Origin of the sequence: Halomicroarcula saliterrae, assembly GCF_031624395.1 — an archaeon.
Taxonomy (GTDB): Archaea; Halobacteriota; Halobacteria; order Halobacteriales; family Haloarculaceae; genus Haloarcula; species Haloarcula saliterrae.
On sequence record NZ_JAMQON010000001.1, the window covers coordinates 884,755 to 909,798 of the forward strand.

The 25,044-nt window shown below is 67.0% G+C and carries 22 protein-coding genes and 18 tRNA genes; 8 read left to right on the top strand and 32 right to left on the bottom strand.

The window, feature by feature from the left end:
* Positions 1–12: 12 nt before the first annotated feature.
* The 18 genes from NDI56_RS04775 to NDI56_RS04860 form a co-directional block, all read right to left on the bottom strand.
* Positions 13–834 (bottom strand): nucleotidyltransferase domain-containing protein, encoded by an 822-nt coding sequence (locus tag NDI56_RS04775; RefSeq protein WP_310918283.1) that lies wholly within the window; start codon positions 832–834, stop codon positions 13–15.
* Positions 835–896: 62 nt separating this feature from the next.
* A tRNA-Glu gene (locus NDI56_RS04780) sits at positions 897–972 on the bottom strand.
* A gap of 3 nt (positions 973–975) precedes the next feature.
* A tRNA-Cys gene (locus NDI56_RS04785) sits at positions 976–1,049 on the bottom strand.
* A gap of 240 nt (positions 1,050–1,289) precedes the next feature.
* Positions 1,290–1,433, bottom strand: a tRNA-Ile gene (locus tag NDI56_RS04790).
* A gap of 3 nt (positions 1,434–1,436) precedes the next feature.
* Positions 1,437–1,509 (bottom strand) — tRNA-Val (locus NDI56_RS04795).
* 1 nt (position 1,510) lies between these two features.
* Positions 1,511–1,583: transfer RNA gene (locus NDI56_RS04800), tRNA-Glu, on the bottom strand.
* A gap of 3 nt (positions 1,584–1,586) precedes the next feature.
* A tRNA-Arg gene (locus NDI56_RS04805) sits at positions 1,587–1,713 on the bottom strand.
* Between the two features lie 38 nt (positions 1,714–1,751).
* A tRNA-Tyr gene (locus NDI56_RS04810) sits at positions 1,752–1,824 on the bottom strand.
* 4 nt (positions 1,825–1,828) lie between these two features.
* Positions 1,829–1,902 (bottom strand) — tRNA-Ala (locus NDI56_RS04815).
* Between the two features lie 28 nt (positions 1,903–1,930).
* Positions 1,931–2,005: transfer RNA gene (locus NDI56_RS04820), tRNA-Met, on the bottom strand.
* Positions 2,006–2,008: 3 nt separating this feature from the next.
* Positions 2,009–2,090 (bottom strand) — tRNA-Leu (locus NDI56_RS04825).
* Between the two features lie 32 nt (positions 2,091–2,122).
* Positions 2,123–2,204, bottom strand: a tRNA-Leu gene (locus NDI56_RS04830).
* Positions 2,205–2,207: 3 nt separating this feature from the next.
* Positions 2,208–2,289, bottom strand: a tRNA-Leu gene (locus tag NDI56_RS04835).
* 202 nt (positions 2,290–2,491) lie between these two features.
* Positions 2,492–2,578, bottom strand: a tRNA-Ser gene (locus NDI56_RS04840).
* A gap of 123 nt (positions 2,579–2,701) precedes the next feature.
* Positions 2,702–2,787 (bottom strand) — tRNA-Ser (locus tag NDI56_RS04845).
* Between the two features lie 3 nt (positions 2,788–2,790).
* Positions 2,791–2,863: transfer RNA gene (locus NDI56_RS04850), tRNA-Pro, on the bottom strand.
* A 210-nt stretch (positions 2,864–3,073) separates the two neighbouring features.
* Positions 3,074–3,146 (bottom strand) — tRNA-Asp (locus NDI56_RS04855).
* Between the two features lie 12 nt (positions 3,147–3,158).
* Positions 3,159–3,234: transfer RNA gene (locus NDI56_RS04860), tRNA-Gln, on the bottom strand.
* 831 nt (positions 3,235–4,065) lie between these two features.
* Between NDI56_RS04860 and glmU the strand changes: the two genes are divergently transcribed.
* Together glmU and NDI56_RS04870 are read left to right on the top strand one after the other, a co-directional pair.
* The gene (gene glmU / locus NDI56_RS04865) at positions 4,066–5,247 is read left to right on the top strand and encodes a bifunctional sugar-1-phosphate nucleotidylyltransferase/acetyltransferase (protein WP_310918284.1); all 1,182 of its coding nucleotides are present in this window, start codon (positions 4,066–4,068) and stop codon (positions 5,245–5,247) included.
* A gap of 136 nt (positions 5,248–5,383) precedes the next feature.
* On the top strand, positions 5,384–5,569 hold the full coding sequence (locus NDI56_RS04870) for a DUF7576 family protein (RefSeq protein WP_310918285.1): 186 nt from the start codon (positions 5,384–5,386) through the stop codon (positions 5,567–5,569).
* 28 nt (positions 5,570–5,597) lie between these two features.
* Here the strand turns inward: NDI56_RS04870 and NDI56_RS04875 are convergent, their stop codons facing one another.
* From NDI56_RS04875 to NDI56_RS04905, 7 genes are all read right to left on the bottom strand, one after another.
* Positions 5,598–6,110 carry a DUF21 domain-containing protein gene (locus NDI56_RS04875; protein ID WP_310918286.1) on the bottom strand — a complete coding sequence of 171 codons (513 nt, stop codon included), beginning with the start codon at positions 6,108–6,110 and terminating at the stop codon, positions 5,598–5,600.
* A gap of 64 nt (positions 6,111–6,174) precedes the next feature.
* Positions 6,175–6,249, bottom strand: a tRNA-Glu gene (locus NDI56_RS04880).
* Between the two features lie 67 nt (positions 6,250–6,316).
* A complete protein-coding gene (locus tag NDI56_RS04885) occupies positions 6,317–7,426 on the bottom strand; it encodes a helix-turn-helix transcriptional regulator (protein ID WP_310918287.1) in 1,110 nt (369 codons plus the stop codon).
* A 49-nt stretch (positions 7,427–7,475) separates the two neighbouring features.
* On the bottom strand, positions 7,476–10,583 hold the full coding sequence (locus tag NDI56_RS04890; RefSeq protein WP_310918288.1) for an FAD-binding and (Fe-S)-binding domain-containing protein: 3,108 nt from the start codon (positions 10,581–10,583) through the stop codon (positions 7,476–7,478).
* 129 nt (positions 10,584–10,712) lie between these two features.
* A complete protein-coding gene (thyX, locus tag NDI56_RS04895; RefSeq protein WP_310918289.1) occupies positions 10,713–11,456 on the bottom strand; it encodes an FAD-dependent thymidylate synthase in 744 nt (247 codons plus the stop codon).
* A gap of 52 nt (positions 11,457–11,508) precedes the next feature.
* Positions 11,509–12,168, bottom strand: a complete 660-nt coding sequence (locus NDI56_RS04900) for an RAD55 family ATPase (RefSeq protein ID WP_310918290.1) — start codon at positions 12,166–12,168, stop codon at positions 11,509–11,511.
* A 13-nt stretch (positions 12,169–12,181) separates the two neighbouring features.
* Positions 12,182–12,766 carry a HalX domain-containing protein gene (locus tag NDI56_RS04905; protein WP_310918291.1) on the bottom strand — a complete coding sequence of 195 codons (585 nt, stop codon included), beginning with the start codon at positions 12,764–12,766 and terminating at the stop codon, positions 12,182–12,184.
* A gap of 166 nt (positions 12,767–12,932) precedes the next feature.
* Between NDI56_RS04905 and NDI56_RS04910 the strand changes: the two genes are divergently transcribed.
* The 3 genes from NDI56_RS04910 to NDI56_RS04920 are packed head-to-tail and all read left to right on the top strand — an operon-like array spanning position 12,933 to position 15,507.
* Positions 12,933–13,508, top strand: a complete 576-nt coding sequence (locus tag NDI56_RS04910; RefSeq protein WP_310918292.1) for an MBL fold metallo-hydrolase — start codon at positions 12,933–12,935, stop codon at positions 13,506–13,508.
* A gap of 44 nt (positions 13,509–13,552) precedes the next feature.
* Complete coding sequence (locus tag NDI56_RS04915; RefSeq protein ID WP_310918293.1) at positions 13,553–15,034, top strand: sensor histidine kinase; 1,482 nt, start codon at positions 13,553–13,555, stop codon at positions 15,032–15,034.
* Between the two features lie 32 nt (positions 15,035–15,066).
* Positions 15,067–15,507: a DUF302 domain-containing protein gene (locus NDI56_RS04920; RefSeq protein ID WP_310918294.1), complete on the top strand. Its 441-nt coding sequence runs from the start codon at positions 15,067–15,069 to the stop codon at positions 15,505–15,507.
* Positions 15,508–15,529: 22 nt separating this feature from the next.
* On the opposite strand, the gene NDI56_RS04925 is transcribed toward NDI56_RS04920, so the two are convergent.
* From NDI56_RS04925 to NDI56_RS04940, 4 genes are all read right to left on the bottom strand, one after another.
* Positions 15,530–16,393: an ATPase gene (locus NDI56_RS04925; protein WP_310918295.1), complete on the bottom strand. Its 864-nt coding sequence runs from the start codon at positions 16,391–16,393 to the stop codon at positions 15,530–15,532.
* Complete coding sequence (locus NDI56_RS04930) at positions 16,390–16,659, bottom strand: DUF5827 family protein (protein ID WP_310918296.1); 270 nt, start codon at positions 16,657–16,659, stop codon at positions 16,390–16,392. Before NDI56_RS04930 ends, NDI56_RS04925 begins: the two co-directional genes overlap by 4 nt.
* Positions 16,660–16,752: 93 nt before the next feature.
* The gene (gene sod, locus NDI56_RS04935; protein WP_310918297.1) at positions 16,753–17,364 is read right to left on the bottom strand and encodes a superoxide dismutase; all 612 of its coding nucleotides are present in this window, start codon (positions 17,362–17,364) and stop codon (positions 16,753–16,755) included.
* 441 nt (positions 17,365–17,805) lie between these two features.
* Positions 17,806–19,212 (bottom strand): cryptochrome/photolyase family protein, encoded by a 1,407-nt coding sequence (locus NDI56_RS04940; protein WP_310918298.1) that lies wholly within the window; start codon positions 19,210–19,212, stop codon positions 17,806–17,808.
* 82 nt (positions 19,213–19,294) lie between these two features.
* Between NDI56_RS04940 and NDI56_RS04945 the strand changes: the two genes are divergently transcribed.
* The gene (locus NDI56_RS04945; protein WP_310918299.1) at positions 19,295–20,086 is read left to right on the top strand and encodes an enoyl-CoA hydratase/isomerase family protein; all 792 of its coding nucleotides are present in this window, start codon (positions 19,295–19,297) and stop codon (positions 20,084–20,086) included.
* A 51-nt stretch (positions 20,087–20,137) separates the two neighbouring features.
* Here NDI56_RS04945 and NDI56_RS04950 read toward each other — a convergent pair whose 3' ends face one another.
* Together NDI56_RS04950 and NDI56_RS04955 are read right to left on the bottom strand one after the other, a co-directional pair.
* On the bottom strand, positions 20,138–20,419 hold the full coding sequence (locus NDI56_RS04950; protein ID WP_276250752.1) for a UPF0058 family protein: 282 nt from the start codon (positions 20,417–20,419) through the stop codon (positions 20,138–20,140).
* Between the two features lie 131 nt (positions 20,420–20,550).
* Complete coding sequence (locus tag NDI56_RS04955) at positions 20,551–20,769, bottom strand: ribbon-helix-helix domain-containing protein (protein ID WP_310918300.1); 219 nt, start codon at positions 20,767–20,769, stop codon at positions 20,551–20,553.
* Positions 20,770–20,970: 201 nt separating this feature from the next.
* On the opposite strand from NDI56_RS04955, the gene NDI56_RS04960 reads away from it, so the two are divergent.
* Positions 20,971–22,311 carry an isochorismate synthase gene (locus tag NDI56_RS04960; RefSeq protein WP_310918301.1) on the top strand — a complete coding sequence of 447 codons (1,341 nt, stop codon included), beginning with the start codon at positions 20,971–20,973 and terminating at the stop codon, positions 22,309–22,311.
* On the top strand, positions 22,311–24,071 hold the full coding sequence (gene menD, locus NDI56_RS04965) for a 2-succinyl-5-enolpyruvyl-6-hydroxy-3-cyclohexene-1-carboxylic-acid synthase (protein ID WP_310918302.1): 1,761 nt from the start codon (positions 22,311–22,313) through the stop codon (positions 24,069–24,071). Before NDI56_RS04960 ends, menD begins: the two co-directional genes overlap by 1 nt.
* Here menD and NDI56_RS04970 read toward each other — a convergent pair.
* Complete coding sequence (locus NDI56_RS04970; RefSeq protein ID WP_310918303.1) at positions 24,068–25,000, bottom strand: J domain-containing protein; 933 nt, start codon at positions 24,998–25,000, stop codon at positions 24,068–24,070. The genes menD and NDI56_RS04970 overlap by 4 nt on opposite strands.
* Between the last annotated feature and the right edge of the window lie 44 nt (positions 25,001–25,044).

The following is a 25,044-nucleotide window of genomic DNA, read 5'->3' on the forward strand; positions in this document are numbered from 1 at the left end:
AGAGACGCAGAATCATGCTCTGACTTTCCGCATCCAGTTGTCCAGCGCTTCTCTGTAGCCGCTCTTGTCCGGCGTCGGGAACTCGCCGATAGCGTTGAACTGTCCGGTGATCGCATTCCGAGCCCGCTCTTCCAAGGCGTCCGGAACGGTCGCCGAGTTACCGGTGCGCTTGTGCGCGACGAGGTCCTCGACGAGCGCAGGGTCGCCGCCATCGATAGCATCGGCGAGTTCGAAGATATCGGCCTCGATATCCTCGTACTCGACGACATACTGCGCGCCGAGCAGCCCACGGTAGACGTAGAGGAACTTCTTCGCTCGCGGATCGTACCCCTCAGCCTTCTCGGGATCGAGGTGCTTGTAGTAATTCGACTTTGCCATGCCGAGGTACGCGTGTGGGACGTTCATCGGGAGGAACTCCCGGATGAGGTCCTGCAGTGCGTCCATCTCCAGCGGCATCCCGTTCATGACCGTCGGCGCTTCGAAGACCAGTTCGACGATGTTGTAGTTCGCCGACTGCAGGAGCTGTGCGAACTTCTTCAGCTCGTAGCTCCGCAGGTCGACTTCGGCGTACTCCTCGAAACCTTCGGTCGTCCCATCCATGTTGACGGTGACTTCCTCGGCCGGGGTATCGAGGTACGCGTACGACTCGGCTGGAGCCATGTGCAGACCGCGGACATCGATATCGCTCTCGGCGCTGTCGAAGCCATAAATGTGGCTCCCGGTGATTGCGTAGAACCGCGGGCGGTTTTCGGAGCCCCGCGTGGCGACGGCGGCTTCGATAAAATCTCTGATGTCTTCCGCGCTATACTCCAAGTCCAGATGTTCGATAGTCATTGTGTGCTACCTCGTGTTCGTGCGTCGTAATTGGTTCCTCGGGTCGCAGCAGCGCCCGATAGTGCTCCCGAGGGGAATCGAACCCCTGACCTCTACCTTGAAAGGGTAGCATCCCTCGCCAGCGGGGACTCCGGGAGCGCAAGCCACGAGTCGGATTCGAACCGACGCTGTCCCGCTCTGCAGGCGGGTGCGTTGGACCGCTCTGCCACCGTGGCACGAAGACAGGGCGGTGGATGGGGGAGTGCAAGCCCCACGCCGGGCCAAGGAGTCGAACCTCGCACAACTCGGGTAACAGCCGAGTACCCGCACCACGCGGGACCGCCCGGCAGATTAGGAAACAGTGGTGGAATCGTGGGGCGATTCCAACGGGCCCGACGGGATTTGAACCCGCTATCTGCCGGTTAAAAGTCGGCGCATGTTCTCATATGCTCCGGGCCCACAGTGTATCGACCGCATAGGCGCGAGCGGAGTTGAACCAGAGCCAGACGTGCTCGCTTTGCTGTGCGCGTCTGGCAGGGCTCGGAAATCGCTCAGCGATTCCCGAACCGCTGACAATCTCGTTATCAGCGCGGGGACTCTGACCACTGAGCTACGCGCCTGCATTGGCAGAGCAGGATTTGAACCTGCGATCTCGCCGATGTGAGCGGCACGTCCACTCCACTGGACTGTCTGCCAATGCTCCAGCCCGGATTCGAACCGGGGGCTCGGCCGTGAGAGGGCCGTGAGTTTGGCCGCTACTCCACTGGAGCAGATGAGACGGGCAGGATTCGAACCTGCGTGACCACGTTAGAAGCGTGACGAAGGAACTCTCAGCGTCGCACCGGAGTTCCGGTGAAAACCCATTGAGAGAGTTGGTGAACCAAGCTATTCCACCGTCCCACAGCGGCAGTCAGCTGTCCAAACAGCTAGCTACCAGATCTTCCCGGCACGAGTCGAACGTGCGTCTCCGCCTCTACAGGACGGCGTCGTAGACCGCTTGACCACGGGAAGTAGATGGACACCCCCGGGACTCGAACCCGGAGCCTCCCGCTTGCGAAGCGGGCGCTCTGCCAATTGAGCTAGGGGCCCACAGAAGGCGCGCTCGCCGTAACTGCGATTGCGGGATCACGATTCGAACGTGGGTCTGCTGGTTATGAGCCAGCCGGGATCAGCCAGGCTACCCAATCCCGCAGAGTGTCGCCGCGAGGATTCGAACCTCGGCAGGACCTACGCCGGCGGTTCTGAGCCGCCTCCCGTTGCCACTTGGGTACGGCGACGCACCGTCTCAGAGCCAGCACTGTGGCCGGCATGTCGCCAGCAGGATTCGAACCTGCGATAGTCTGCACACACGGCCCTCAACCGTGCCCCGTTGACCACTTGGGTATGGCGACGCATTCCGCGGGAGGGATTCGAACCCTCGAAGAGCTGTTCAGCGGGTCTTAAGCCCGCCGCCGTTGGCCGCTTGGCTACCGCGGAAAATGGATTCGGACCGAATCGAACCAGAGGAAGACTCACTGTCGTCCGAGAGAGCGGAGCTCTCTCGTGATGAACGAAAGGCGCGTGGCGCCTTTCGAACCACGTTCGTCTTCCAGGGCTCGAAAACCGCAAGCGGTTTTCGAACAGCCATCTCCCGCTCTGGAAGCGGGCGTCTTCCCGTTGGACCACGAATCCATAGCTGCACGGCGGGAGGGCGATTTGAACACCCGTACCCTCGCGGGCACCGTGGTTCCAGCACGGCCCCTTGGCCAGACTAGGGAAACCCCGTCAACGGTGAGACGGAGAGTCGAACTCCGAAGCCTCTCGGCTCTCGGTTTCAAACCGAGCGCAGTCACCTGTCTGCCTGTCTCACCTCAGAAGGGGCTGTTCCCAACCCTGCTTGACAACAGGACGCCGCGACCCGGATTCGAACCGGGGAATCCCTTGCAGGAGACCTCCGTAGCAGGGAGGCGTCCGACCAGGCTAGACCATCGCGGCACATGGGTCGACGAGGATTCGAACCTCGGTCTCGTGCCCCCAAGGCACGAATCGTCGGCCGCTGGACCATCGACCCGAAAGTGGTTTTCTGTCTATTCGTCTGTGGGTGCGAGGACAGAAGCGACCGCTCGCTCCCGTCCTCGCGGGGGCGTGCTTCGACTGTCAGCTCAGTCTCGAATGCCACACCGGTCCATGCAGGTTCCAGACCCTTCCGGGCCCGTCGCCGTCGACAGCATTGTCGACCGCGTGTGCCTGCCTCGATGGGCATCCGACCGCAGTATTCTGACGCCGACGTCGGGATTTGAACCCGAATCACGGCCGTGACAGGGCCGTATGCTTCCGAGTTACACCACGCCGGCACGCGACGGCTATCGCCCCGGGGAGAATCGAACTCCCGACCTCGGGATCCAAAGTCCCGCGTCCCTCGCCAACGGAGACTCCGGGGCTGCACAGTGCCGCCGCTATCTGTGGCTGTTGTGTGCTCGTGACGGCGCTGTGGTCGGCCCACAGCGGTCACAGGTCCGCACCGCTATCGGGTGCGAACAGAGTCAACGTGCCGCGAGCGCGCCCGCCAGCTCGCCCGAGATGGACGACACTGCCAAGCTTGAGCAGGCGGCAGGCCCGTGTTCCCTGGCTCCGAGCGGGTAGTCCGCGTGAGGAGCCGGGTTATGCGGGCGAAGATGTCCGGACATCGCCGGACGGAATCGCGTCGAATTGCTCGACGGCATATTCCATCCAGGAATTACTGTCCGGTTCCACACGCTGACCGCGTAGCAAACACGGGCCACCCGCGGCTATCGGCAGGGAAGCGGGCCGCGGAGTGGGTTTAGCAGTCAGCATGTCGAATCACCTCGTCTGTGAGTCTAATTATTCCTCATGACCCGGGGTGTATTAATTCTGAGCGAGGTATGTTACGCATAGGCACAGGAATCAGCACTAGAATTCCATTTCTGATGTGGTCCCGGTTCGAGATTCATTCGAATCGAACTTGGCTGGTGGACAATCATCTCGGTGGTTTAAGTATCACCCCTGCATAATAGTTGTTAGTAGCGGCCAAAAAACGCAATTGAGCGGATTTGGGTAGGCTCGAAACGAATGGCCACCCTGCGGTTAGGGTAGCCCTTTCGAGCCGAGGACCAGGGTCAAATCCCTGACCGAGCATTTTGCTGCGACCAATACGTGAGCAGCGACCGGTATTCTTTCGCCGACCGCTCGCGGAAATATGGGAATCGCTGCCACAGCGGTAGCTATTTTCGGGGGCCGTGAGTCCGACGACATATGCAAGCAGTCGTACTCGCTGCCGGTGAAGGCACACGGATGCGCCCACTGACCGAGAACACGCCGAAACCGATGCTCCCCGTGGCTGACCGCCCGCTGGTCGCTCACACCGCGGACACGGCCATCGAGGCGGGGGCCGAGGAACTCATCTTCGTCGTCGGCTACGAAGCCGACGCCGTCCGGAAGTACTTCGGCGAGCGCTACCGCGGCGTCCCGGTGGAGTTCGCCGTACAGGAGGAACAGCTCGGGACGGCCGACGCCGTCAACGCCGCCAGCGAGTACCTCGACGGGCCCTTCGCCGTGTTGAACGGCGACAATCTCTACGACGAGGCGAGCCTCGCGGCGCTGTTCGACGCCGCGCCCGCTATCGCGGCCTACCGGGTGCCCGACCCGTCGAACTACGGGGTCCTCTCGACTGACGGCGACCGGGTCACCGCTATCGTCGAGAAGCCCGAGGAGCCGCCGACCGAACTCGCGAACGCCGGCGCGTACGTCTTCCCCGCGGAGGCCCGCGAGTGGCTCGACGTGGAGCTGAGCGAGCGGGGCGAACGGGAAATAACCGACGTTCTCACCCGGGTCATCGAGGAGCACTCGGTGACGGCCGTCGAGGTGGACCGCTGGCTCGACGTGGGACGGCCCTGGGAGCTACTGGCGGCCAACGAGTGGAAACTCGCCGAGGTCGACCGCCGTATCGACGGCGAGGTCCGGGGCGACGCGGACCTGCGGGGCGACGTGGTGGTCGAGGAGGGAGCGGTCGTCGAACCCGGCGTCGTCATCGAGGGGCCGGCGCTGGTCCGCGCCGGGGCGACCGTCGGTCCGAACGCCTACGTCCGGGGCGCGACGATGCTCGGCGAGGACACCCACGTCGGCCACGGCGTCGAGGTGAAAAACAGCGTCGTGATGGCCGACTCGAACGTGCCACACGTCTCCTACGTCGGCGACAGCGTGCTGGGAACCGACGTGAACCTGGGCGCGAGCACGCAGGTGGCGAACCTGCGCCACGACGGCGAACCGGTGACGATAACGGTCAAAGGCGACCGCGTCTCGACGGGCCGCCGGAAGTTCGGGGTCGTCGCGGGCGACGGCGTCCGGACGGCTATCAACACCAGTCTCAACGCCGGCGTAGTGCTCTCGGCGGGCGCGACCACGACACCCGGTGAGACGGTCATACGGGACAGGTAGCGAGGGCCCGAACGGCGTCGGGAACCTCGGTACTGCCGAACGGGGACAGACGCGAGCGCCGAAGAAGTCGCGAGGTTGACGGGTTCTCGGGACGAGTATGTGAGATTAAGTATGGTGACGACGACGCTCCGGTAAGATGGTCGACCCAACATCGGATCACCACGAGGATATCGACGAGGCGGACGCCCCGAACTGCGCTGTATGTGACGCCGCAATCGCTAACGAGGTGACACACCGCGTCATCACGTGGGTCGAGGACAACAGCGTCCAGACGGCGCATTTCTGCGACGACGACTGTCGGGCGGAGTGGGACGGCGAGTAACGCTCTTTCTCTACTCTCTCGATGGGTTTCACTCCACCTCGTCGTAGGTCTGCTCTATCGACTGCTGACCGCCGATGCGGTCCGACACAGTTCTCGTAAGCAGGTCGAACACAGTGACCACCGGGTACAGGAGGAGTTCGACGTACCGGAGTGGCCTGACGACGGTGAGCGCGAACGACTGAGCGTGTCCCAGCCCGTAGGATTTCGGTAGTATCTCGCCGGCGACGAGGATGACGGTGCTGGCGACGACCGTCGTGGCGACTACGGCCAGCCCGGGTTCGAGTCGGTCGACGAGCAGGGCGGTCAACAGGCTCGACAGCGTGATGTTGACGACGTTGTTCCCCACGAGCAGCGTGACCAGCAGTCGGTGTGGGTCTTCGAGCACGTCCGCCACGGCCGCTGCCCGTGCGTCCGTCGGGGCCGCCTGGGCGACCCACTCCCGCGAGAGCGAGAACAGGGCCGTCTCGCTGCTGGAGAAGAAGGCGCTGCAAGCGAGTAGGAGGACGATAGCGACGAGCGTGGGCGCGAGCGGGACAGCCATACCGTTCGGTCGTCCCCGTCCCTCAAAGAACCGCCGCCATCGCTCGGCACGTCGAACAGAGGAATGCTCCGGCAGGGATTTGAACCCTGGTCATCACCGTGAGAGGGTGATATGATTGGCCGGACTACACCACCGGAGCGTACATTCTGTCGAAGGACAGAGGTACGTATAATCATTGCGCTTCGGGAGTGCCCTGTGTGGGTTTCTCACTCCTCGTCGAAGGGAGAGCCGGCCGCGTCGGGCTCTTCACCGGCGAGGCTGATGATGTTCTCACGGCCCACGCGGAGCTTGCTGATATCCCCTTCCTCTTCCATATCCGAGAGGAGCATACTGACTTTCGATTTCGACCACTCGGTGGTCTCGACGATGTCGACCTGCTTCATCCGGCCGCCGTTGTCTTCGAGCAGTTTGATGACGCGGTCGTCGTCGTTGAGGAGCTCGTCGTCCGTGACGGCGGTGTCGGACGCTGGCTCGGGGGCCGACTCCGTCGCGGCCCCGCCGTCGTCGTCGGAACCGAGGACGGCTGTCGCGGCCCCCGACCGCCAGGCTGCGGCGGCGACAACTCCGAGCGCGATGACTGCGAGCGCGAGCGCCAGCTGCCACATGCTCTCACCCGGTGTGGCCCCTGCCGCGGAGACGTTGGGCGTCGCCGTGGCCCCTGTCGCCGGCGGCGGCCCGAGTTCGACGTACGGTCTGCTGTCGGTGAACGTGCGTTCCCCGGCGTAAGTTATCGTCCCGCTCTGACGGAGCGACTGCGGGTCGCTCTGTGAGGCCGGTGACGGCTCGGCGGCGGTAAACGCCAGCGACGTGTCGTGCTCGAACACCAACGTCTGGCCGGTCCCGATGTAGAACCCGCCCTCGAACACGTCGCTGACGACGACGCGGTCCGCGTACACTCGCGAGAAGTTCGTCCACAGGAACGACATCCGAACCGTCCCCCGGTCCTGGACGGGCTCGATTCCCGCCGACCGCCGGAAGTTCCGGGCGTCCATCTGCCGGTCCGTCTTGTTTGTCCCCGTCCGTGTGAGCGTCTCGGCGTCGTCGACGAAGTTCCGGTACAGCTCCGTCTCGTTTTCCTCGAACGCCTCGGCGTAGCTCCGGAACTGCGCGGTCTCGTTGTCGGTCTCCAGGGGCTGGTGGTGCGCTATCGTCCACGTCGCCGACCCGTTCTCGTACAGGGCGATTCGGAACGTCGTCGTGTCGAACCTGTCCGGCGTCTGTAGTCGGTTCTCGCTCGACGCCGCTACAGCGGGCGAAACGGCGAGGCTGCCCACCAGCAGGACAGCGGCGAGTGTGACGACAACCGCGCGGGACATCTATCTCGTAAGACCCGAGGACAGCATAAAAGCGCTGTGAATGGACCCCCTACTCACCGTCTGTCCGGACGGCGTCTGCCAGTTTTTCCACCGGGTGTGGGACCGGGCCGTCGGTGGGGCCGTCGCCGAGTTGCGTCCGGCAGGAGGCCCCGGGAGCGACCACTCGGTCGCCGTCGCTCGCCCGGACCTGGCCAAAGAGGATGTCGGCGATGGACTGGCTCATAGAGTAATGTTCGGCTTCGTAGCCGAAGGACCCGGCCATGCCACAGCAGCCCGAGTCGAGCGGGTCGACGGCGTAGCCCGCCCGGCGGAGAACACCGACCGCGTGGTGGTCCTTCTTTATTGCCTTCTGGTGGCAGTGGCCGTGGTAGGTCAGCGACTCGTCGGGTGCGGCCCAGCGTATTTCGGCGTCGAGCGCGAAGCGGTCGAGATACTCACAGAGGCCGAAGGCGCCGGCCGCGAGCCCGGTCGCGCCGTCGTGGTCGTGGCCCAGCAGGTCCAGATAGTCGGACTGGAACATCACCGCGTCGGAGGGTTCGACGACGACCACGTCCCACCCATCGGCGACCCGGGGGGCGAGCGCGTCGACGTTCGCCGCGGCCCGGTCGCCGGCCACGTCGAGGAACCCCTTCGAGTGGGCGGCCCGACCCGAGGGCCCCGCGTCGTCGGGGACCTGCACGTGGACCCCGGCGGCTTCGAGCACCTCGACGGCAGCGCGCAGGACCTCTGGGTGGCTGTAGTTGTTGTAGGTGTCCGGGAACAGCAGCGCGCGGCGCGTCGCCTCGGCCTCGGGGACCGCGGGGCCGCGGTCGGCCCACCACGCCTCGAAGGATTCGCGCTCGAAGGTCGGGAGGTCCCGTTCGCGGGCGATACCCAGCAGCTTCTCGCCGAGATAGCCGCTGCCGGGCACCGCCCCGACCCAGTTCGATACCGGCGCGAACGCGGAGCCGAGCCGCGAGAGCGCCTCCACGTTGGCGAAGAGCCGGTCTCGGCGGCTGGCCCCGTGCTCCTCGTGGTGGGCGTGTTCGACCTCGGCTTTGAGCTTCGCCATGTCCACCTCGCTCGGGCAGTCCCGCGCACACCCCTTACAGCCGATACAGAGGTCCATCACCTCCGAGACGAACTCGCCGTCGGTCGGGTCGTCCGGCAGGTCGCCGCTCATCGCCTGCCGGAGCATGTTCGCCCGGCCCCGCGTCGAGGTGCTCTCCTCGTCGGCCGCGCGGTAGGTCGGACACATCACGCTCCCCGTCGTCTCCTGTGGGCCGCGACAGCCGCCACAGCCGTGACAGAGCTCGACCATCCCCTGCATGCCGTTCTCCTCGGGCCAGGACAGCTGCGGGTCGAACCCCATCTCGAACTCGTAGTCGGGGTCGAAGCGGAGCTGTTCGGTCATATCGACCGTTCCGGCCCGCGGCGGCGCGTCGCCGGCCTCGACGGCCGCCTCGTCGACGCCGACCACCTGGCCGGGGTTCAACAGCCAGTCGGGGTCGAACGTCGCCTTGAGCTCCTGGAACAGCGCCCACACGTCGTCGCCGTACAGCTTGTGGTTCCACTGGGTCCGGGCGCGACCGTCGCCGTGTTCGCCGGAGACGCTGCCGCCGTATTCGCGGACGAGGTCGGTCGCGCCGTCGGCGATGGCTTCCATTCGCTCGACCCCCTCGACGGTCTTCGTATCGACCAGCGGGCGGATGTGGAGACAGCCCGGTCCGGCGTGGGCGTAGAAGGAGGCGAACGTCCCCTGCTCCGCCAGCAGCTCCCGGAAGTCGGCGACGTACTCGGGGAGATTCTCCGGCGGGATGGCGGTGTCCTCGATGAAACTGATGTGCTTGGCGTCGCTGGTCCGGCCCAGCAGAATCGGCAGGCCGGACTTGCGGAGCTTCCAGAACCGCTCTCGCTCGGCGTCGCTGTGTGCCTCCCGACCCAGAAACGCGTGTGTCTGTGCCTCGGTCCGCGCGGTCGCGTCGTCGCTCGGCGCGACCGCCGTGTCCACGTCGCCGATGCGGTCGGCGAGCAGGTCCGCGACCCGCTGTTTCCCGGCGTCGTCGCTGTCGGCGTAGAACTCCACGAGCAGTATCGCGCCCGTCCCCTCGGGCACGATGTCGGCGACGAGGTCGCCGAACTCCTCGGTCTCCGCGGCGAGGTCGAGCAACACGTCGTCGAGTACCTCGACCGCGGCGGGGTCGTGGCGCAGTATCGGCTCCACGTCCCGCATCGCGGTCACGAGGTCGTCGTAGGTCAGCAGGGCGAGCGCCTCCGTCTCGGGGACCGGTTCGAGCGAGACGGTCGCCTCGGTAACGACCGCGAGCGTCCCCTCGCTGCCGGCCAGCAGCCGCGCGAGATTCACCGTCCCCGCCTCGCCGTACTCGCCGCGGGCCTCGGCCAGCAGCCGGTCGAGGTTGTAGCCCGAGACGTTGCGCTTGAGGCGGGGATAGGCCGCGTCGATAGCTCCGCTGCCGTCCTCGACCAGCCGGACCAGGGCGTCGTAGATGCGGGCTTCGAGGTCGCCGTCGGGGTCGCCGGCCGCTCGGAGCTGTGCCAGCGAGCTCTCGCCGAAGGTCGTCACGGTCCCGTCGGCAAGCACCACCTCGCAGGACTCGACGTAGTGGTCGGTCTTGCCGTACTGCAGCGAGTGCGCCCCGGTGGAGTTGTTGCCGATGGCGCCGCCCAGGGCCGACTTGTCGCCCCACGCCGGGTCCGGCGCGAACTTCAGTCCCTCGCTCGAAAGCGCCGCGTTCAGGTCGCCAAGCGTCGTCCCGACCTGCGCCGTCGCCCGGTGGTCCTCGGCGTCGACTGACAGGATTTCGTCCATGTGGCGCGTGAAATCCAGCACCACGGCCCTGTTGACGGACTGGCCCGCGAGGCTCGTCCCGCCGCCGCGGGGCAGGACGGGGATCTCCCGCTCGGCGCAGTAGGAGACCACGGCGGCCACGTCGGCCGTCGATTCAGGGAAGACGACGCCGACGGGTGTCACCTCGTACGCGCTCGCGTCCGTGGCGTAGAGCTGTCGGGAGTAGTCGTCGAACCGAACGTCGCCAGCGACGCGCTCGGTGAGCTCGGCGACCATCGCCGGCCGGGCGACGTCCGCGCCCTGATAATCGTAGTCCGCCCGCGCGTCGCCCGCCGGGTCGTCACTCGGTTCCTGCTCGGTAGCGCCCATGTATCGTGGTCTGGTCCGGCGAACCGTTAAGTTGGCGCACCCCTGCCAGTTCCGGCTACCGGACCGAGAGCACCTGGCCGTCTACGTCTCTCGGTGCTACGACAGCTCCCCCGATAGATCTCGGAGACCCTAGGGCGCGAGCCGGTTCTTTCGGTTCTTCATCTCGCGCTCGTAGTAGTCGAAGGTGATGGGACACCAGTCGGCGGCGATGTCGAGCAGGTCCTCGGTCAGCCCGCGGATCTCCCACTGGGCGTCGGCGGCGGCGCGCATGTCGGCGACGTGCATCAGCATCCGTGCGTTCATCGACATCACCATGTTGACCTTCGTCCCGATGGGGAGGACAAAGCGGGCGTCCTCGGGTGGCATCCCGAGGTCGAGCAGGTCCTGATAGGACTCGACGGCGTCCTCGATGCTGTCTCTGAAAATCTCGGCCCGTTCCTCGACGGTCGACTCGTCGACGGCCCCGCTCTGCTGATTGCGGCCCACCCAGTCCGGGTCGGTGGCCGACGGCGGAATGACGACCATCTCGCCCTCGCGGACGTCGGCCGGGTCCACGTCGTCGAAGGCGACGTACCGCATCGACTGCACGTCGAAGGAGACGTGGCGGTGGCGGGTAATCTGGGCCATACACGACCTGGAGACGCCCTCCACGGCGAACGTTATCTGCGGGTGTTCGAACGGGCCGTAGTGGCCGTGGTCCAGCAGGTGGCCGATGAGCGTCTCCTGTTTCTCCGCCAGCGTGTCGCCCTCGACGGTCTCCATGGTCGCGTCGAGCGACTGCCCACCGACGAACGCCGCGCTGTAGTCGTTCCGGGCCGCCTTGCAGACGAGCTCCTCCGGGTTCTCGGTCGCTTCCAGCAGCGTGACTTCCATACCGGGTGGGAACGCCCGAGAGGCAAAAATACTCCCCTCCGGCGGCGACGGGTCAGATTCGCTTCCAGTCGGTGGGTTCCGTGGCCAGTCCGAGGACGCGGGCCTCGCGGCCGCCGCCCTCGGCGTCCCGGATATCGATGAGCCCGTCGAACGCCTGTTTGATGACCTGAATGGTCTGCTGGTCGTGTGCGCTCGAATCGATGGTGAACACGCCGACGTAGCCGGCCGCGTCCAGCCGCGACGAGAGCACGTGACAGAACTTGAAGACGGTCTTCTTGTCCGTGTAGGTCAGCATCGTCGACAGCGAGATGAGCGCCAGCCGCCCGCGTTCGAGCCCGGAGTTGTGCAGCGATTCGAGCGCTTTGGTGATGCCGATACCGATGCCGGTGAGGTCCCCCGGCGAGGAGACCTGATGGACGGAGACGCCCTCGATGAGTTCCGGGTCGGCGCCGCCCTCGCCGCGGCAGTCGACGACGCCGAGCTGTGACCCTTTCAGCTCCGGTACCCGGTCGCGGAACTCCTCGACCACGTCCGACGCCTTGTCGCTCGTGGTCACGACGACGGCGCCGTCGCCGCTGGCCGCGCCGTCGGCCAGGATATCGTAGGCCAGTTGCTGTTTCCCGGTCATCGCCGGGCCGGAGACGAGGATACTGGACCCGGGTCGGACCTCGGCCAGTGCGTCGAAATCGACAACTGATGACAGGTCGTACATTTGTTTACCCCCCTTATTCGTCTTCGCCATTGCTCAGCCCACGCAATGTGGCGATGAAGTCATCGTCGTCTTCGATACCCCCGAGCGTGTCGTCGAGCCCCTCGCGCATCTCCGCGATCTCCGCCGTCAGTGCCGCGTACTGCTCGCTCTCTGCCAGCTCCGCGCTGGATTTCGTCGCCTCCAGCGTCGCCTGTTTCTCCACGAGCGAGTAGTACTCCTGTAACAGCGAGTCGTACTCGGACCGTTCGAGCAGATTGGTCACCGTATCGTGTAGCTGCTCGCTTCGAATCGGCTTCGAGAGGTAGGCGTCAAAACCCATCTCGAGGATGTCGAAATCGGGTTCGACCGCGGTGACCATCGCCACTCGACAGCCAAGGTCCCGCTCACGGATCTGACGCAGGACCTCGTCGCCGGAGAGCCCCGGCATCATCCGGTCCAGCAGGACCACGTCGACGGTCTCGTCGAGTAGTTCGAGACCTTCGTCACCGTTTTTCCCCATGCGGACCTCGTAATCGCCGTCCAGCCACAGTTGGTACGTCTCCGCGACGTCCGGTTCGTCCTCCACGATAAGTACGACAGGTGGGTCCGGCTCTGACATGCTATTCCTTGCTATCACAATTTCTGTATCCTCCTACATAGCCCTGTGGGTGTTCCGCCACAGAGCGTCGGTACAGCTGACATATCCGCCGTAGACGCGGGGTTTGCCGACCGCTCGGTCGAGCCCGGAGCGACACCGACATGACCGGGCCGACCGAACGGCCGGTATGATTCGGAACCTCGCTCGGAACGCCGACTCCTTTACCAGCAACGCCTTCCTGGTCAGCGGCGAGCGACGCGTCCTCGTCGACGTGGGCAACGAGTTCGACGTCGTCTCGCTGGTTCGTGACCACGTCGACGACCTCGACGCCGTCGTCCTGACCCACACCCACTACGACCACGTCGGGAACCTCCCGGCCGTCGTCGAGGCGTTCGATGTCGACGTGTGGGGCTACGACACCGCTCAGGAGGGGGTCGACCACGCGCTCGACGACGACGGGACTGTCCGGCTCGGCGACCACGAGTACCGCGCGCTCCACACCCCGGGGCACAAGAACGACCACGTCTGTCTGTACTCGGCGGACGCGGGCGTGCTGTTCGCGGGAGACCTGGTGTTCGCCAACGGGAGCTTCGGTCGGACTGACCTCGAAGAGGGCGACCGGGACCTGCTCGTCGAGAGCATCGGCCGCGTGCTCGATACCGTCTCGGAGGACCTCGCGGCGATGCACACCGGCCATGGGCCGAGCGTCGAGGACCGGCCGTACCACGACATCGAGCTGGCATGGCAGGCCGCCCGGTTCTAGCGGTTCCAGCAAAGACATTTATCGGTCGGCCCGCACAATCAGGTGTGAGTCGAGATGCGCCGCCGTCCGACAGCGTCCATGTCGAGACACTCGAGCGCATCTCCGACGGCGTCGTCGCGCTGGACTCCGACTGCAGATACACCTATCTCAACAGCCGTGCGGCGGCGCTGCTGGGCGGCGAGCGGGAGACGTTTCTCGGGACGGTGGTCTGGGAGACGCTCCCCGACGGGGCCACAGCGGTCGTTCGCCCGACGCTCGAACGGGCCACGGAGACCGGCACCGCCCAATCGTGCGAGTGGACGGCGACCGACCACGGCCGGAGCTGCCTCGCCCGCGTCTACCCTGACGACCACGGTCACACAGTCGTCGTTACCGAGACGACCGACCAGCGACAGCACGAGCGGACGCTCGGACGGCTCCACGAGGCGACCCGTCGGATGCTCCTCGGAGAGACCCCCGAGCAGGTCGCGGACCTGATGAGTCGAGCGGCGGTAGAGATCCTCGAACTCCCAGTCAACGCCGTCCACCTCTACGACAGCGACCGCGAGGCGCTCGTCTCCGTCGCGCAGTCGACGGGGTGTTACGAAATCCTCGGCGAACCGCCCGAACTGGCCAGCGGATTGGCCTGGAACGCCTACCAGTCGGGCTCGGTCGGGGTCTACACGGACGTCTCGTCGGAACGGAACGTCTTCGATGCGTCGACGCCCTTCCGGAGTGAACTGCTGGTCCCGCTCGGGGGCCACGGCGTGTTCATCGTCGCCTCCGAACAGCCCGACGAGTTCACCGAGGCGGACGTGACTCTCGCGAAGCTGCTTGCCGCCAACGCGACGGTGGCGCTCGACCAGGTGACGAGCGAGAACCGACTGGCACGACAACGCGACAACCTCGAACTGCTCACGCGGATGATGAGCCACGACATCCGCAACGACCTCCAGGTCGTCGGTGCCGTCGCGGACCTGCTCGGTGAGACCGTCGACGGGACCCAGCGGGAGTACGTCGAGAAGATACGGCGGAGCACGGCCGCTGCCGTCGAGCTGACGACCAGCGCCCAGGAGCTCGTGGAGGCGATGCTCCGGACGGACACCGAGCCGTGTCCGGTGGCGCTCGAGCAGACACTCGGCGAGCAGATAGCACAGGTGCGCGAGACACAGACGGCGGCGACCATCATCGTCGCCGGGACACTCCCCGCGGTCTCGGTCGTCGCCGACGAGATGCTGGGGTCCGTGTTCCGGAACCTCCTCAAGAACGCCGTCCAGCACAACGACTCGGAGACCCCTGCAGTGACCGTCGCCGTCGAGGTCCTCGACGATAGCGTCCGGGTCAGCGTCGCCGACAACGGCCCCGGCATCCCCGACGAGCGAAAGGAGGATATCTTCGGCCGCGGCGAACGCGGGATGTCGAGCCGGGGGACCGGTATCGGGCTCTATCTCGTCCAGACGCTCGTCGACCAGTACGGCGGGCGCGTCTGGGTGGAAAACAACGAGCCCACCGGCGCGGTGTTCCTCGTCGAACTTCGGCGGCAGTAACGGCTTTGCGGCGGCGGTCCGTTCTGTCGGACATGGCGCTCCCAATCGACCCAGCGGCGCTGGAATCGGGCGATATCGGCGAGAAACGGGCGACCCTCGAGATGGACCACGAGGCCGCCGTCGAACACGTCCGGAGCGTGTTCACCGAGGCGGGCTTTGGCGTCCCAGTCGAGTTCTCGCCGTCGGAACTGCTCAACGAGAAAGTCGACGCCGACCGGGACCCGTACTACGTCCTCGGCGCGTGCAACCCGGAGATGGCCGACCGGGCGCTCGATGCGACAGACGACCGCATCGGCGCGCTGTTCCCCTGTAACGTCGTCATCTGGGAGACAGCGCCCGGCGTCCAGACGGTGTATCACGTCAGCATCATGCGGGCCGCCAGACTGCTGGGGATGGCGCCCGACGACGACGTGATGGCCGACATCGTCGCGGACACCGGCGAACTGGTCGAGGAGGCCTTCTCGAACCTGTAGACTCCCGTCTGGAGCGGGTCGCTCAGTCGAAGGCCGCCGCCAGCAGGGCGTCGTAGGCGTGGTCGTAGGCGTCGGCGACGGCCTCGGGGTCCGCGCGCGTCTCTTTGTCCAGGGCCGGGAGCCGGACCGCGCTGGTGCGGTCGATGAGGTCGACGACGTTCTCGACTCGCTCCTCCAGTTGCCCCTCACCGGGACCGCCGGTCGCGATTTCGCAGGCTTTCGCGTAGCGGCGGCCGTCGTAGACGCGCGCCCGACCCGGCTCGACGACCGCGACGGCGTCGGGCTCGAACCCCTCCAGCGGGCGTGCGATGTCGCCGTACGACTCGACGACGGCCCGGTCGGCGGCCGCGATCGTCTCGCCGAGCGCCGCGAGCGCCTCGGCGTGCATCACCGCCATCAGGTCGTTGAAGTCGGGCAGCGACGTGACCCGCGGCGCGGCGTCGAGGGGGAGTCGCTCGGCGGCGGAGTCGGGGATATCGACGGTGCCGTTGACGACGAACTCGCCGACCCCGTCCGCGTCGTCGGCCGCAGGCCGACTGCTTGCGGGACGGCCTCCCGCGCTGTCGCCCACCCGGTCGACGACGAACTGGCGCGGCGACTGCCCGAGAATCCCCTTCGAGGGGCCCGGCGACGGGTGCCAGAGCCGGTGGACGGCGTTGATTGCTTCGGGCCGGACCGCACCCGGCGAGGCGTCCGCCAGCCGGCGGGCGTCCTTACCGTATAGTCGGCCCTCCTTCGTCGCCCGCTCGTAGTCGTCGTGGTCGAACCAGTAGTTGTTGCCCGCCCGGGGCTTGAAGCCGCGAGCGCCGGTGTGGGCGAGCAGCCCCACGGAGAAGGTCGTCTTGCCGGCGTCGACCCGGTCGCCGCCGGCCACGAGCAGCTTCATTCGTCGGCGAGGCCGTAGAGCCCGACGACTTCGTCGTCGTCCGGTTCGGCGAAGACGAGGGCCTCCTGGTTGTATATCATCCACGGGATGGCCCAGTCGATGAACACCGACTCGTTGAAGTCGGAGAGCTCCGCGTCGGCCGGGAGGCCCTGCAGCAGTCGCGCCAGTTCTGGAATCGTGTACAGCAGCTCCGGGTCGAGCACGTCCGCGGGCTCGTACAGGTCGAACGAGCGGACGTCGTCGAACTCCGTTTTCCGTGCAGGCATGGGGACCGCTAAGCCGAGGCGGCGTGTAAAACTCTCGAAGTCGGCACAACGGCTGCTCGACGGACAGCTCGCAAAAAAGTGCGTGTTCGGGAGTTACTCGAAGTGACCGACTGCGGTGCTGTACTCCTCGGCGACCTCGTCCCAGTCGACGACCTCGAAGAAGGCGTCGATGAAGTCGCCGCGGGCCGGACCGTAGTCGTAGTAGTACGAGTGCTCCCAGACGTCGAGGGCCAGAATCGGGTGCGAACCCCAGAGTGCGCCCTGGTCGTGCTTGTCGACCGCGACGTTGCGCAGCTGCTTTGCAACCGGGTCGTACACGAGCAGCGCCCAGCCGCCGGCAGCGGACGCGGCGGCCTCGAACTCGCCTTTCCAGCCTTCGTAGGAGCCGAAGTCCTCCTCGATGCGGTCGGCGAGGTCACCCTCGGGCTCGCCGCCGCCGTTGGGGTCCATGTTGTTCCAGAACAGCGTGTGGAGATAGTGGCCACAGCCGTTGTGGGTGACGTTACCCAGGGCACCGGCGGACGAGCCGAAGTCCCCCGACTCGCGGTTCTCGGCCAGCGTCTCCTCGGCCGACTCGAGCCCGTTTACGTACCCCTGATGGTGGGTGTCGTGGTGCCAGGTGAGCACCTGCTCGGAGATGTGGGGCTCCAGGGCGTCGTAGTCGTACGGGAGCGGTGGCAGTTCAGGTTCTGAGTGTTCGGGCATATGAAATCGCCTCCATCGTAATTGTCGGGCGGATGCCTTTTAAACGTTTAGAAGCCGTATGATACCACTGTACACGCGGCGCAACCCGGCGAGTGGATTCACGCCGAGCCCCCGCGAAGGCAACCGACAGTCGAAAAGGTACTCGATGTGTCATGAACGCCGGTGGCCCGCGTTCGTCCTGCGGTTCGCTTTTCCGGCGCCCGCTTCGCGGGGCGACGACTGACCGAAGGAGGGAGCCGTCCCGCGCTTTCTCCGCGGCTCGCTCCGAGAGGTGCGGTCGTTCCCATACCGGTCAGCTATCTCGCGCTTGCTCCACGGCTCCCGCCGGTTGCCGTTCCGCTTCGAGGTGACGCTTGAGCGTAGCGAGAGCGTCACCTCGCGTCTGCTCCGCGGTTCGCTGCGCTCACCGCTCCGCTTCGAGGGGCGACTCCTTCACTTCGTTCAGTCGTCGCCCCTCGCTACCTCGAACATCTCGATAGCTTCCTCCCGCCGCTCGCTGTGGTCCACGATGGGGTCGGGATAGTCGGGCGCGGCCGACCGCCGCTGGGTCAGCGACGCCTCGTGCCACTCGTGGATTATCTCGGCCCCGGCGTCCCGCAACTCCGGCACGTAGCGCTTGATGTACTCCGCGTCCGGGTCGTAGCGCTCGCCCTGTGTCATCGGGTTGAAGATGCGGAAGTAGGGCTGGGCGTCGGTCCCGGTGGAGGCGGCCCACTGCCAGCCGCCGTTGTCGTTTCCGGTGTCGTGGTCGACCAGCTTCTCGCGGAACCAGTCGTACCCCTCCCGCCAGTCGATGAGCAGGTCCTTCGTCAGGAACGAGGCGACGATCATCCGCACGCGGTTGTGCATGAACGCCTCCTCGCGGAGCTGTCGCATCCCGGCGTCGACGATGGGGTAGCCCGTCTCGCCGTCCTTCCAGGCCTGCAGCGCCTCGGGGTCGTCGTTCCACTGAATGGGGTGCTCGTACTCCTTGTAGTTCCGAGTCACGACGTTCGGGTTCGCAAAGAGGACCTGCGTGTAGAACTCCCGCCAGGCGAGCTGGGACTGGAACTCGGCGACGGACTCGTCGCGCTCGCTCCCGGGCTCGACCGCGTCCCGGGCCTCGGCGGTGCCCTCGTACACCTCCCGGATACCGATGGTGCCGTACTTCAGATGGGCCGAGAGCCGCGACGTGTTGCCGTCGGCGGGGTAGTCGCGGCGCTCCTCGTAGCTGTAGACGCCGTCGTCGAGGAAGGCATCGAGGAGCTCGCGGGCGGGTCCCGTCCCAGCCGGGGGGATGTCGGCCTCGGGCTCGTCGAAGCCCAGCGCGTCCAGCGTCGGGAGGTCGGTGTCGTCGGTCACGGTCACCAGCTCGTCGGCGGCCGGGGGGTCGTACGGGGCCGCCTTCTCCCGGTCCTGCCACTTCCGGCCGAAGTAGGTGAAGACGCTGTAGGGGTCGCCGTCGTTGGTGGTTATCTCGCCGGGCTCGTGGAGCACGGCGTTCTGTACCGCTTCGCGGGCGATAGCGGCGTCGTCGAGGGCCCGGCGGACGGCGGCGTCGCGCTCGCGGGCGAGGCCGGAGTAGTCTTTCCCCCAGCTCACCCGGTCGGCGCCGTAGTCGGCCGCCAGTTCGGGCAGGACCTCACGGGGGTCGCCGCGGGCGACGACGAGGTCGCTGTCGCGCTCGCGGTACCACTCTCGCAGCCGCGAGAGCGCGTCGAGCATGAACGCGACCCGCGGCGGGCCGGCGTGAGCGAGCACGTCGCTGTCGAAGACGAACACCGGAAGGGCGGGGTTGTCAGCGCTCGCGCGGGCCAGTCCCGCGTTGTCCGCCGCTCTGAGGTCCCGCCGGTGCCAGTGGAGGCGCATACGCCTCTCTCGGGACCGCCCGTTGAAAAAGTCGTACCCAACGGACAGCAACGTTTTGGTCGCGGGGGCGGTCCTCCGTGGTATGACCGAGGATGCCGTACTGCTGACCGTCGAGGACGGTGTCGCGACCGTCACGCTGAACCGACCCGACGAGCGCAACGCCCTGGCGGAGCCGACGGCCGCGCGGCTCGTCGAGCGGTTCGACGCTATCGCCGACAGCGACGCCCGCTGTGTCGTCGTCCGCGGGGCCGGTTCGGCGTTCTGTGCCGGCGGGGACATCGGCGCGATGGTCGAGGGGGTGGCCAGTGAGGCCCCCCCTGCCGACCGGATGACGTTCGTCACGGCGATTCAGGACGCCGTCGAGACGGTCCACGACTGTCGGCTCCCCGTCGTGGCGGCCATCGACGGGCCGGCCTTCGGTGCCGGCGCCGGGCTGGCACTGGCCTGTGATATACAGCTCGCCAGTCCCGACGCGAAGATCGGCTTTGGCTTCCGTCGGGTCGGGCTCGCCGTCGACTCGGGCGTCTCCTACTTCCTTCCCAGAGTCGTCGGGCCGAACAAGGCCAAGGAGCTGGTGTTTACCGGGGAGCTACTGGACGCGGATACGGCCCGCGAGCTGGGTCTCTTCACGCGGCTGTTCGAGGCCGAATCCTTCGAGGCCGGCGTCGAGAACATCGTGGCGACTATCGCCGAGGGCCCGACCGTCGCGCTCTCACAGGCCAAACAGCTCATCGACCGGGGCGCCGCCTCGACCGTCGAGGAAGCGCTGGACCGGGAGGCGACCGCACAGGGGGTCGCGTTCACCACGGCGGACCACGAGGAGGGGACCACGGCGTTCATGGCACAGCGAGAGCCGGAGTTCGAGGGACGCTGAGGGCGAGCGATTCCACTCGGCGCGGGGAGAGCCACAGAAGTCGGCAGATATCTACAGCTTGCTCTCGGCGTCCTCGGCGAGCTCTTTCATCCGCTTGCCGACGCGGCCCGCGTCGGAGAACTCGTCTTCGCTCATCGCCGTCGCCAGCGCGTTCCCGAGGACGAAGACGGCGTGTTTGTGTTCGCTCTTCGATTTGTGCACGTCGGAGGGGCGCACGTCCAGCTCGCCGTAGGGGTCGAACAGCTCCGGGTCGACGGTGTCCATCTCGTCACGGAAGAACTCCATGATGGTCACCATCTGTTCGTGTAGCTCTAGCAGCTCGTCTTTGTGCATTGTTGTCCAAGCTATTCGGTCCGACCCGTATAAGAATTGCCCGAGAACGGATACCAGACTGCCACGTCGAGGTACTGCCCGTGCTACGCCGCCCGCAACCGAGATATCTGGTTTCGTTCGATATCTCGATTTCAGAACACGTACTCGTCGTCGTGCCCCATCATCCCGTCTTCTTCTTCGAAGCCCGGTTCGTCGTCTTCGTCCGTCGGACCGGAGGTCTTGTACGCCTTCAGCCCGGTCGCGAGGAGGTCCTCGATGGCCTCCTCACGATTGAGGAACTCGCCTTGCTCGACCAGCTGAGCGATCTGCATTTCGAGGTGCTCAGGGATATTGATCTCTACCTTTGGCATCGCAACGTTGGGTCCTTTGAGCAAGGTCTATTTAAATTTGGCGGGGGTAGGCGCCGGCCGCGGGACCGGTAGATTCGGCCTGTCTGCGACGCGAAACCGGAAGGTGGTGACTACTCCGGTAGCAACGCGGACCCTGCCCCGGACTGGGCGGCGTTGAGGGTATAGTCAGGCTCAAAGGGACGCACTCCTAAGGGCGAGGTGATGGAACCACTGCGTGGTGCGGAGTCGACGGTCGGTGAGACGACGGTCGTCACGCGCGGGTGCCGACTCGGTGCCGGGTCGGTCCGGCTCGTCCTCGACACCGAGACGCGTCCGCGCTTTGGCTGGGCGACGCCCGCGGAATCGATTGCTGCCACCGGTGCCGCCGCCACGATAACGGCGGAGGGGCCGTCGCGGTTCGCCGAGGTCCGGGCGGCGGCCACAGCGCTTTTCGACCGCTGTGAGACGCCGGCCGGTGGGCTCCCGAGCGTGGCCCGTCCGCGGTTGTTCGGCGGGTTCGCGTTCCACGACGGCGACCACGACGGCGCGGACTCCCCCTGGGAGTCGTTCCCCGGTGCCGCCTTCTTTCTCCCCGAGGTGCAGGTGACTGCCCGCGACGGGGACCGCTGGCTGACCACCGCGGCCGCCGGCGAGGGCGCCGCCGACCGCGCCGAAACACGGCTCGCCGCGTGGAAGGAGGAGCTGGCCGACGAGCCCGCAGTGAACGCAAAGCGCAGACCGGGCATCGCGACGCGGGAGCGCGAGCCCTCGCAGGCGGCGTGGCGCGACCAGGTCGGCCACGCCCTGGAGCGCGTCGAACAGGGGAGCCTCCAGAAGGTCGTCCTCGCACAGGCACTGCGTCTCGGTCTGCAGTCCGATCTCTCGGTCCCGGACGTACAGGCCCGACTCGCCGAGACGTACCCGGACTGCTACCGGTTCGTCTTCTCGCCCGACGACGGGGCCACGTTCTACGGCGCCACGCCCGAACGGCTGGTCTCGCTGCGGGGCCGGACCGTCCGGACGGAGGCGCTCGCCGGTTCGACGGGGCGCGGCGACACCCCCGCCGAGGACGAGTGGCTGGCCGCCGAACTGCTCGACAGCACGAAAGACATCCACGAGCACGAGATCGTCGCCGAGGCTATCCGGGACCAGCTCGAACCGTTCGCGGCGTCGGTCCGCATCGGCGACCGGAGCGTCCGGCGGCTGGCGACGGTCCAGCACCTCCGGACCTCGATAACGGCCGAACTGGCCGACGACGAACACGTCCTCTCGCTGGTCGAGGCGCTCCACCCGACGCCCGCCGTGGGCGGTTTGCCCCCGGACGAGGCGCTGCGGACCATCCGCGAGACGGAGGCGTTCGACCGCGGCTGGTACGCCGCTCCCATCGGCTGGGTCGACGCCCGGGGTAACGGCACCTTCGCGGTCGGAATCCGGTCGGCTGTCGCCACCGAGCGGACGGCGACGCTCTTCGCCGGCGCGGGCATCGTCGCCGACAGCGACCCGGACCGCGAGTGGGACGAGGTACAGCTCAAATACCGGCCGATGCTCGACGAACTGGAGTAATGTACCCCAACGTCAACACGCTGTGGGCCGAGACGCTGGTCGAGGAACTGGTCGCCGGCGGCGTCGAGGCGGTGTGTGTCTCGCCCGGCAGCCGCTCGACGCCGCTGACAGTCGCCTGCGCGGAACATCCGGAGCTGCGGGCGTTCTCGCATCTCGACGAGCGGTCGTCGGCCTTCTTCGCGCTCGGGCGGGCCCGCCGGACCGGCGAGCCGACGCCGCTCGTCTGTACGTCCGGGACCGCGGCGGCGAACTTCCACCCCGCCGTTATCGAGGCCGCACAGTCCGGCGTCCCGATGTTGCTGCTCACCGCCGACCGCCCCCCCGAGCTCACCGACAGCGGCGCCAACCAGACCATCGACCAGGAGAAGCTCTACGGCGACTCGGTGCGCTGGTACCGCGATATGCCCGAGCCGGCGGCCGAGCCCCGGAAAGTTCGCATGCTCCGGACCACGGTGGCACGGGCGCTCTCCAACAGCACCGGCAGCGACCCCGGCCCGGTCCACCTGAACTGCCGCTTTCGCAAGCCACTGGAGCCGACACCAGTTCCCGACGGCCATCCGGCTGCCGTCCCGACAGACTGGGCCGACGGCGACCGACTGGCCGCCGACGGCCGTGACGGGCCGTTCGTCCGGACCGCACAGGGGACAAGCGAGCTCTCCGCGCCGGACCGCTCGCGAGTGACAGCCGCCGTCGACGCGGCCGACCGCGGTCTCGTCGTCGCCGGCCCATCGGACGGCGGGCTCGGCCCCGAGGCCGTCGAGGAACTGGCGGCGGCGACGGGGTTTCCCGTGCTCGCGGACCCGCTCTCGAACTGCCGCTTTGGCCCCCACGTCGGGTCGGTGCCCGTCTGTGGCGGCTACGACGGCTATCTCGGGAGCGAGGCCGCGGCCGACTGGCCCGACCCGGAAGTCGTCCTGCGATTTGGAGCCTCCCCCACGTCGAAGCCCCTGCGCCACTACCTCCGGGACGCCGACTGCCGGCAGTTCGTCGTCGACCCGAGTGACGGGTGGACGGAGGCGACCTTCACGGCCTCGGACCTGCTGGTGGCCGACTCCGACCTGACCGCACGAACCGTCGCCGAACGCGTCACCGAGCCCGCTGACCCGGTCTGGGCCGAGCGATTCGAGCGCGCAGAGCGCGTCCACTGGGAGACGGTCTCGGACGGGCTCACGGGAGAGTACTGGGAGGGCGGGGTGCTGGCAGACGTGACCCGATTGGCCCCCGACCCCGCGACGCTGTTCGTCTCCAACAGCATGCCGGTCAGGGACCTGGACCGCTTCGGCGAGCCGCGGACGGCCGACCTCACCGTTCTGGGCAACCGCGGCGCCAGCGGCATCGACGGTATCACCTCGACGGCGCTGGGCGCGGGGAGCGCGACCGACGACCCGCTGGTGCTCGTCACCGGCGACCTGGCGTACTACCACGACATGAACGGGCTGCTCGCGCTCGGCCGCTGTGGCGTGGACGCCACCATCGTCCTCGTCGACAACGACGGCGGCGGCATCTTCCACATGCTGCCCATCGAGGACCACGACACCTTCGAGTCGCAGTTCAAGACGCCCCACGGGCTCGACTTCGAGCCGACCGGTGAGCTCTACGGACTCGACTTCGAGCGCGTCGAGGGCCGCGAGGGGTTCGTCGACGCGTTCGAGGGGTCCGTGGGGAGCGAGGGGACACAGGTGCTCTCGGTCGCGTTCGACGCCGAAGCGAGCCACGGGCGCCGCGACACACTCCAGCGACGACTCGCCGAGGCGCTCTAGTACCGCAGCGCCGAGGCCGTCAACACCGAGAACCCGAAGGGGAGGACAGTCCCGATAAGGACGACGAGCCCGACGACCGAGAGGTAGCCGAAGCCGAACACCGCCAGCCCCACGAGGCTGATACCGCTCCAGCCGCCGAACAGACACAGCGCGACACGGGGCATCGACTGGAGGTAGATTATCGTCAACAGCGTACACGCCCCGAGGACGACGTTGACGAACGACGGGAACGCCGGGAGCAGCGCGGAGAACAGCAGAACGGGGTAGAGCGCGAAGAAGATGCCAAGCAGTGTGAGCTCCTGGCCTTGGGGCAACAGCGGTCCGTGGCTCGTCGTCGTGGCGACGTCCTCCCGGACGCTGTAGGTGTTGCCGGTCGCGGTCCCGCTCGTCGGGTCGGTGGCCCCTGCTCGTCGGCTCCCTGCCGACCCCGTGTCGTGCTCGGCTGTGGGTTCAGTCGTATTCGCCCTCGCGGACGTCGCCGCGTCGTCGGTCCGCGCGTCCTCGGCGGCCTGTCGACGTCGCTGCCGCGCCTCCCGCGCCCGCCGGCGTTCCTGTCGGACGCGCTCGCTCGCCCGCTTTTCCCGCCGGCTGCGGCTCTGGCTCCCGCTATCGGCCGCGCCCGCCCGGTTGCCACCAGTCTGTCCGTCCCCGTCGGCGTCCGTCTGGCTCGCCCCGGCAGCCGCCTCGCTCGGCGATGGCGCGCCGTTCCCGACGTAGGCGCCGTGACCGAGACGGTCGTAGCGTGCCCGTTCGTCCTCGTCGACGAGCACGTCGCGGGCCTCGATGAGCGTCTTCGTCTCCTGGCCCGCGTCGTCGTCGTCACTCACGTCGGGATGGGTCTCCTTGAGCCGCTCCCGGTAGGCGGACTCTATTTCGTCGGTCGTCGCGTCTTCGGCGACGCCGAGCACGTCGTAGAAGCTCTCGGTCATGACGAGTGGGATTGGTAGGTAGTGGGCAACATCTCGGTATAAAA

Excerpts from the sequence above, each read along its gene's own strand:
- NDI56_RS04900 (WP_310918290.1), bottom strand. The coding sequence starts at position 12,168 with ATGTACGACCTGTCATCAGTTGTCGATTTCGACGCACTGGCCGAGGTC.
- NDI56_RS04930 (WP_310918296.1), bottom strand. The coding sequence starts at position 16,659 with ATGCCTGCACGGAAAACGGAGTTCGACGACGTCCGCTCGTTCGACCTG.
- NDI56_RS04775 (WP_310918283.1), bottom strand. The coding sequence starts at position 834 with ATGACTATCGAACATCTGGACTTGGAGTATAGCGCGGAAGACATCAGA.
- menD (WP_310918302.1), top strand. The coding sequence starts at position 22,311 with ATGTACCCCAACGTCAACACGCTGTGGGCCGAGACGCTGGTCGAGGAA.
- NDI56_RS04970 (WP_310918303.1), bottom strand. The coding sequence starts at position 25,000 with ATGACCGAGAGCTTCTACGACGTGCTCGGCGTCGCCGAAGACGCGACG.
- NDI56_RS04925 (WP_310918295.1), bottom strand. The coding sequence starts at position 16,393 with ATGAAGCTGCTCGTGGCCGGCGGCGACCGGGTCGACGCCGGCAAGACG.
- NDI56_RS04890 (WP_310918288.1), bottom strand. The coding sequence starts at position 10,583 with ATGGGCGCTACCGAGCAGGAACCGAGTGACGACCCGGCGGGCGACGCG.
- NDI56_RS04875 (WP_310918286.1), bottom strand. The coding sequence starts at position 6,110 with ATGGCTGTCCCGCTCGCGCCCACGCTCGTCGCTATCGTCCTCCTACTC.
- NDI56_RS04910 (WP_310918292.1), top strand. The coding sequence starts at position 12,933 with ATGATTCGGAACCTCGCTCGGAACGCCGACTCCTTTACCAGCAACGCC.
- NDI56_RS04950 (WP_276250752.1), bottom strand. The coding sequence starts at position 20,419 with ATGCACAAAGACGAGCTGCTAGAGCTACACGAACAGATGGTGACCATC.
- NDI56_RS04955 (WP_310918300.1), bottom strand. The coding sequence starts at position 20,769 with ATGCCAAAGGTAGAGATCAATATCCCTGAGCACCTCGAAATGCAGATC.
- thyX (WP_310918289.1), bottom strand. The coding sequence starts at position 11,456 with ATGGAAGTCACGCTGCTGGAAGCGACCGAGAACCCGGAGGAGCTCGTC.
- sod (WP_310918297.1), bottom strand. The coding sequence starts at position 17,364 with ATGCCCGAACACTCAGAACCTGAACTGCCACCGCTCCCGTACGACTAC.
- NDI56_RS04940 (WP_310918298.1), bottom strand. The coding sequence starts at position 19,212 with ATGCGCCTCCACTGGCACCGGCGGGACCTCAGAGCGGCGGACAACGCG.
- NDI56_RS04920 (WP_310918294.1), top strand. The coding sequence starts at position 15,067 with ATGGCGCTCCCAATCGACCCAGCGGCGCTGGAATCGGGCGATATCGGC.
- NDI56_RS04885 (WP_310918287.1), bottom strand. The coding sequence starts at position 7,426 with ATGTCCCGCGCGGTTGTCGTCACACTCGCCGCTGTCCTGCTGGTGGGC.
- NDI56_RS04905 (WP_310918291.1), bottom strand. The coding sequence starts at position 12,766 with ATGTCAGAGCCGGACCCACCTGTCGTACTTATCGTGGAGGACGAACCG.
- NDI56_RS04945 (WP_310918299.1), top strand. The coding sequence starts at position 19,295 with ATGACCGAGGATGCCGTACTGCTGACCGTCGAGGACGGTGTCGCGACC.
- NDI56_RS04960 (WP_310918301.1), top strand. The coding sequence starts at position 20,971 with ATGGAACCACTGCGTGGTGCGGAGTCGACGGTCGGTGAGACGACGGTC.
- glmU (WP_310918284.1), top strand. The coding sequence starts at position 4,066 with ATGCAAGCAGTCGTACTCGCTGCCGGTGAAGGCACACGGATGCGCCCA.
- NDI56_RS04870 (WP_310918285.1), top strand. The coding sequence starts at position 5,384 with ATGGTCGACCCAACATCGGATCACCACGAGGATATCGACGAGGCGGAC.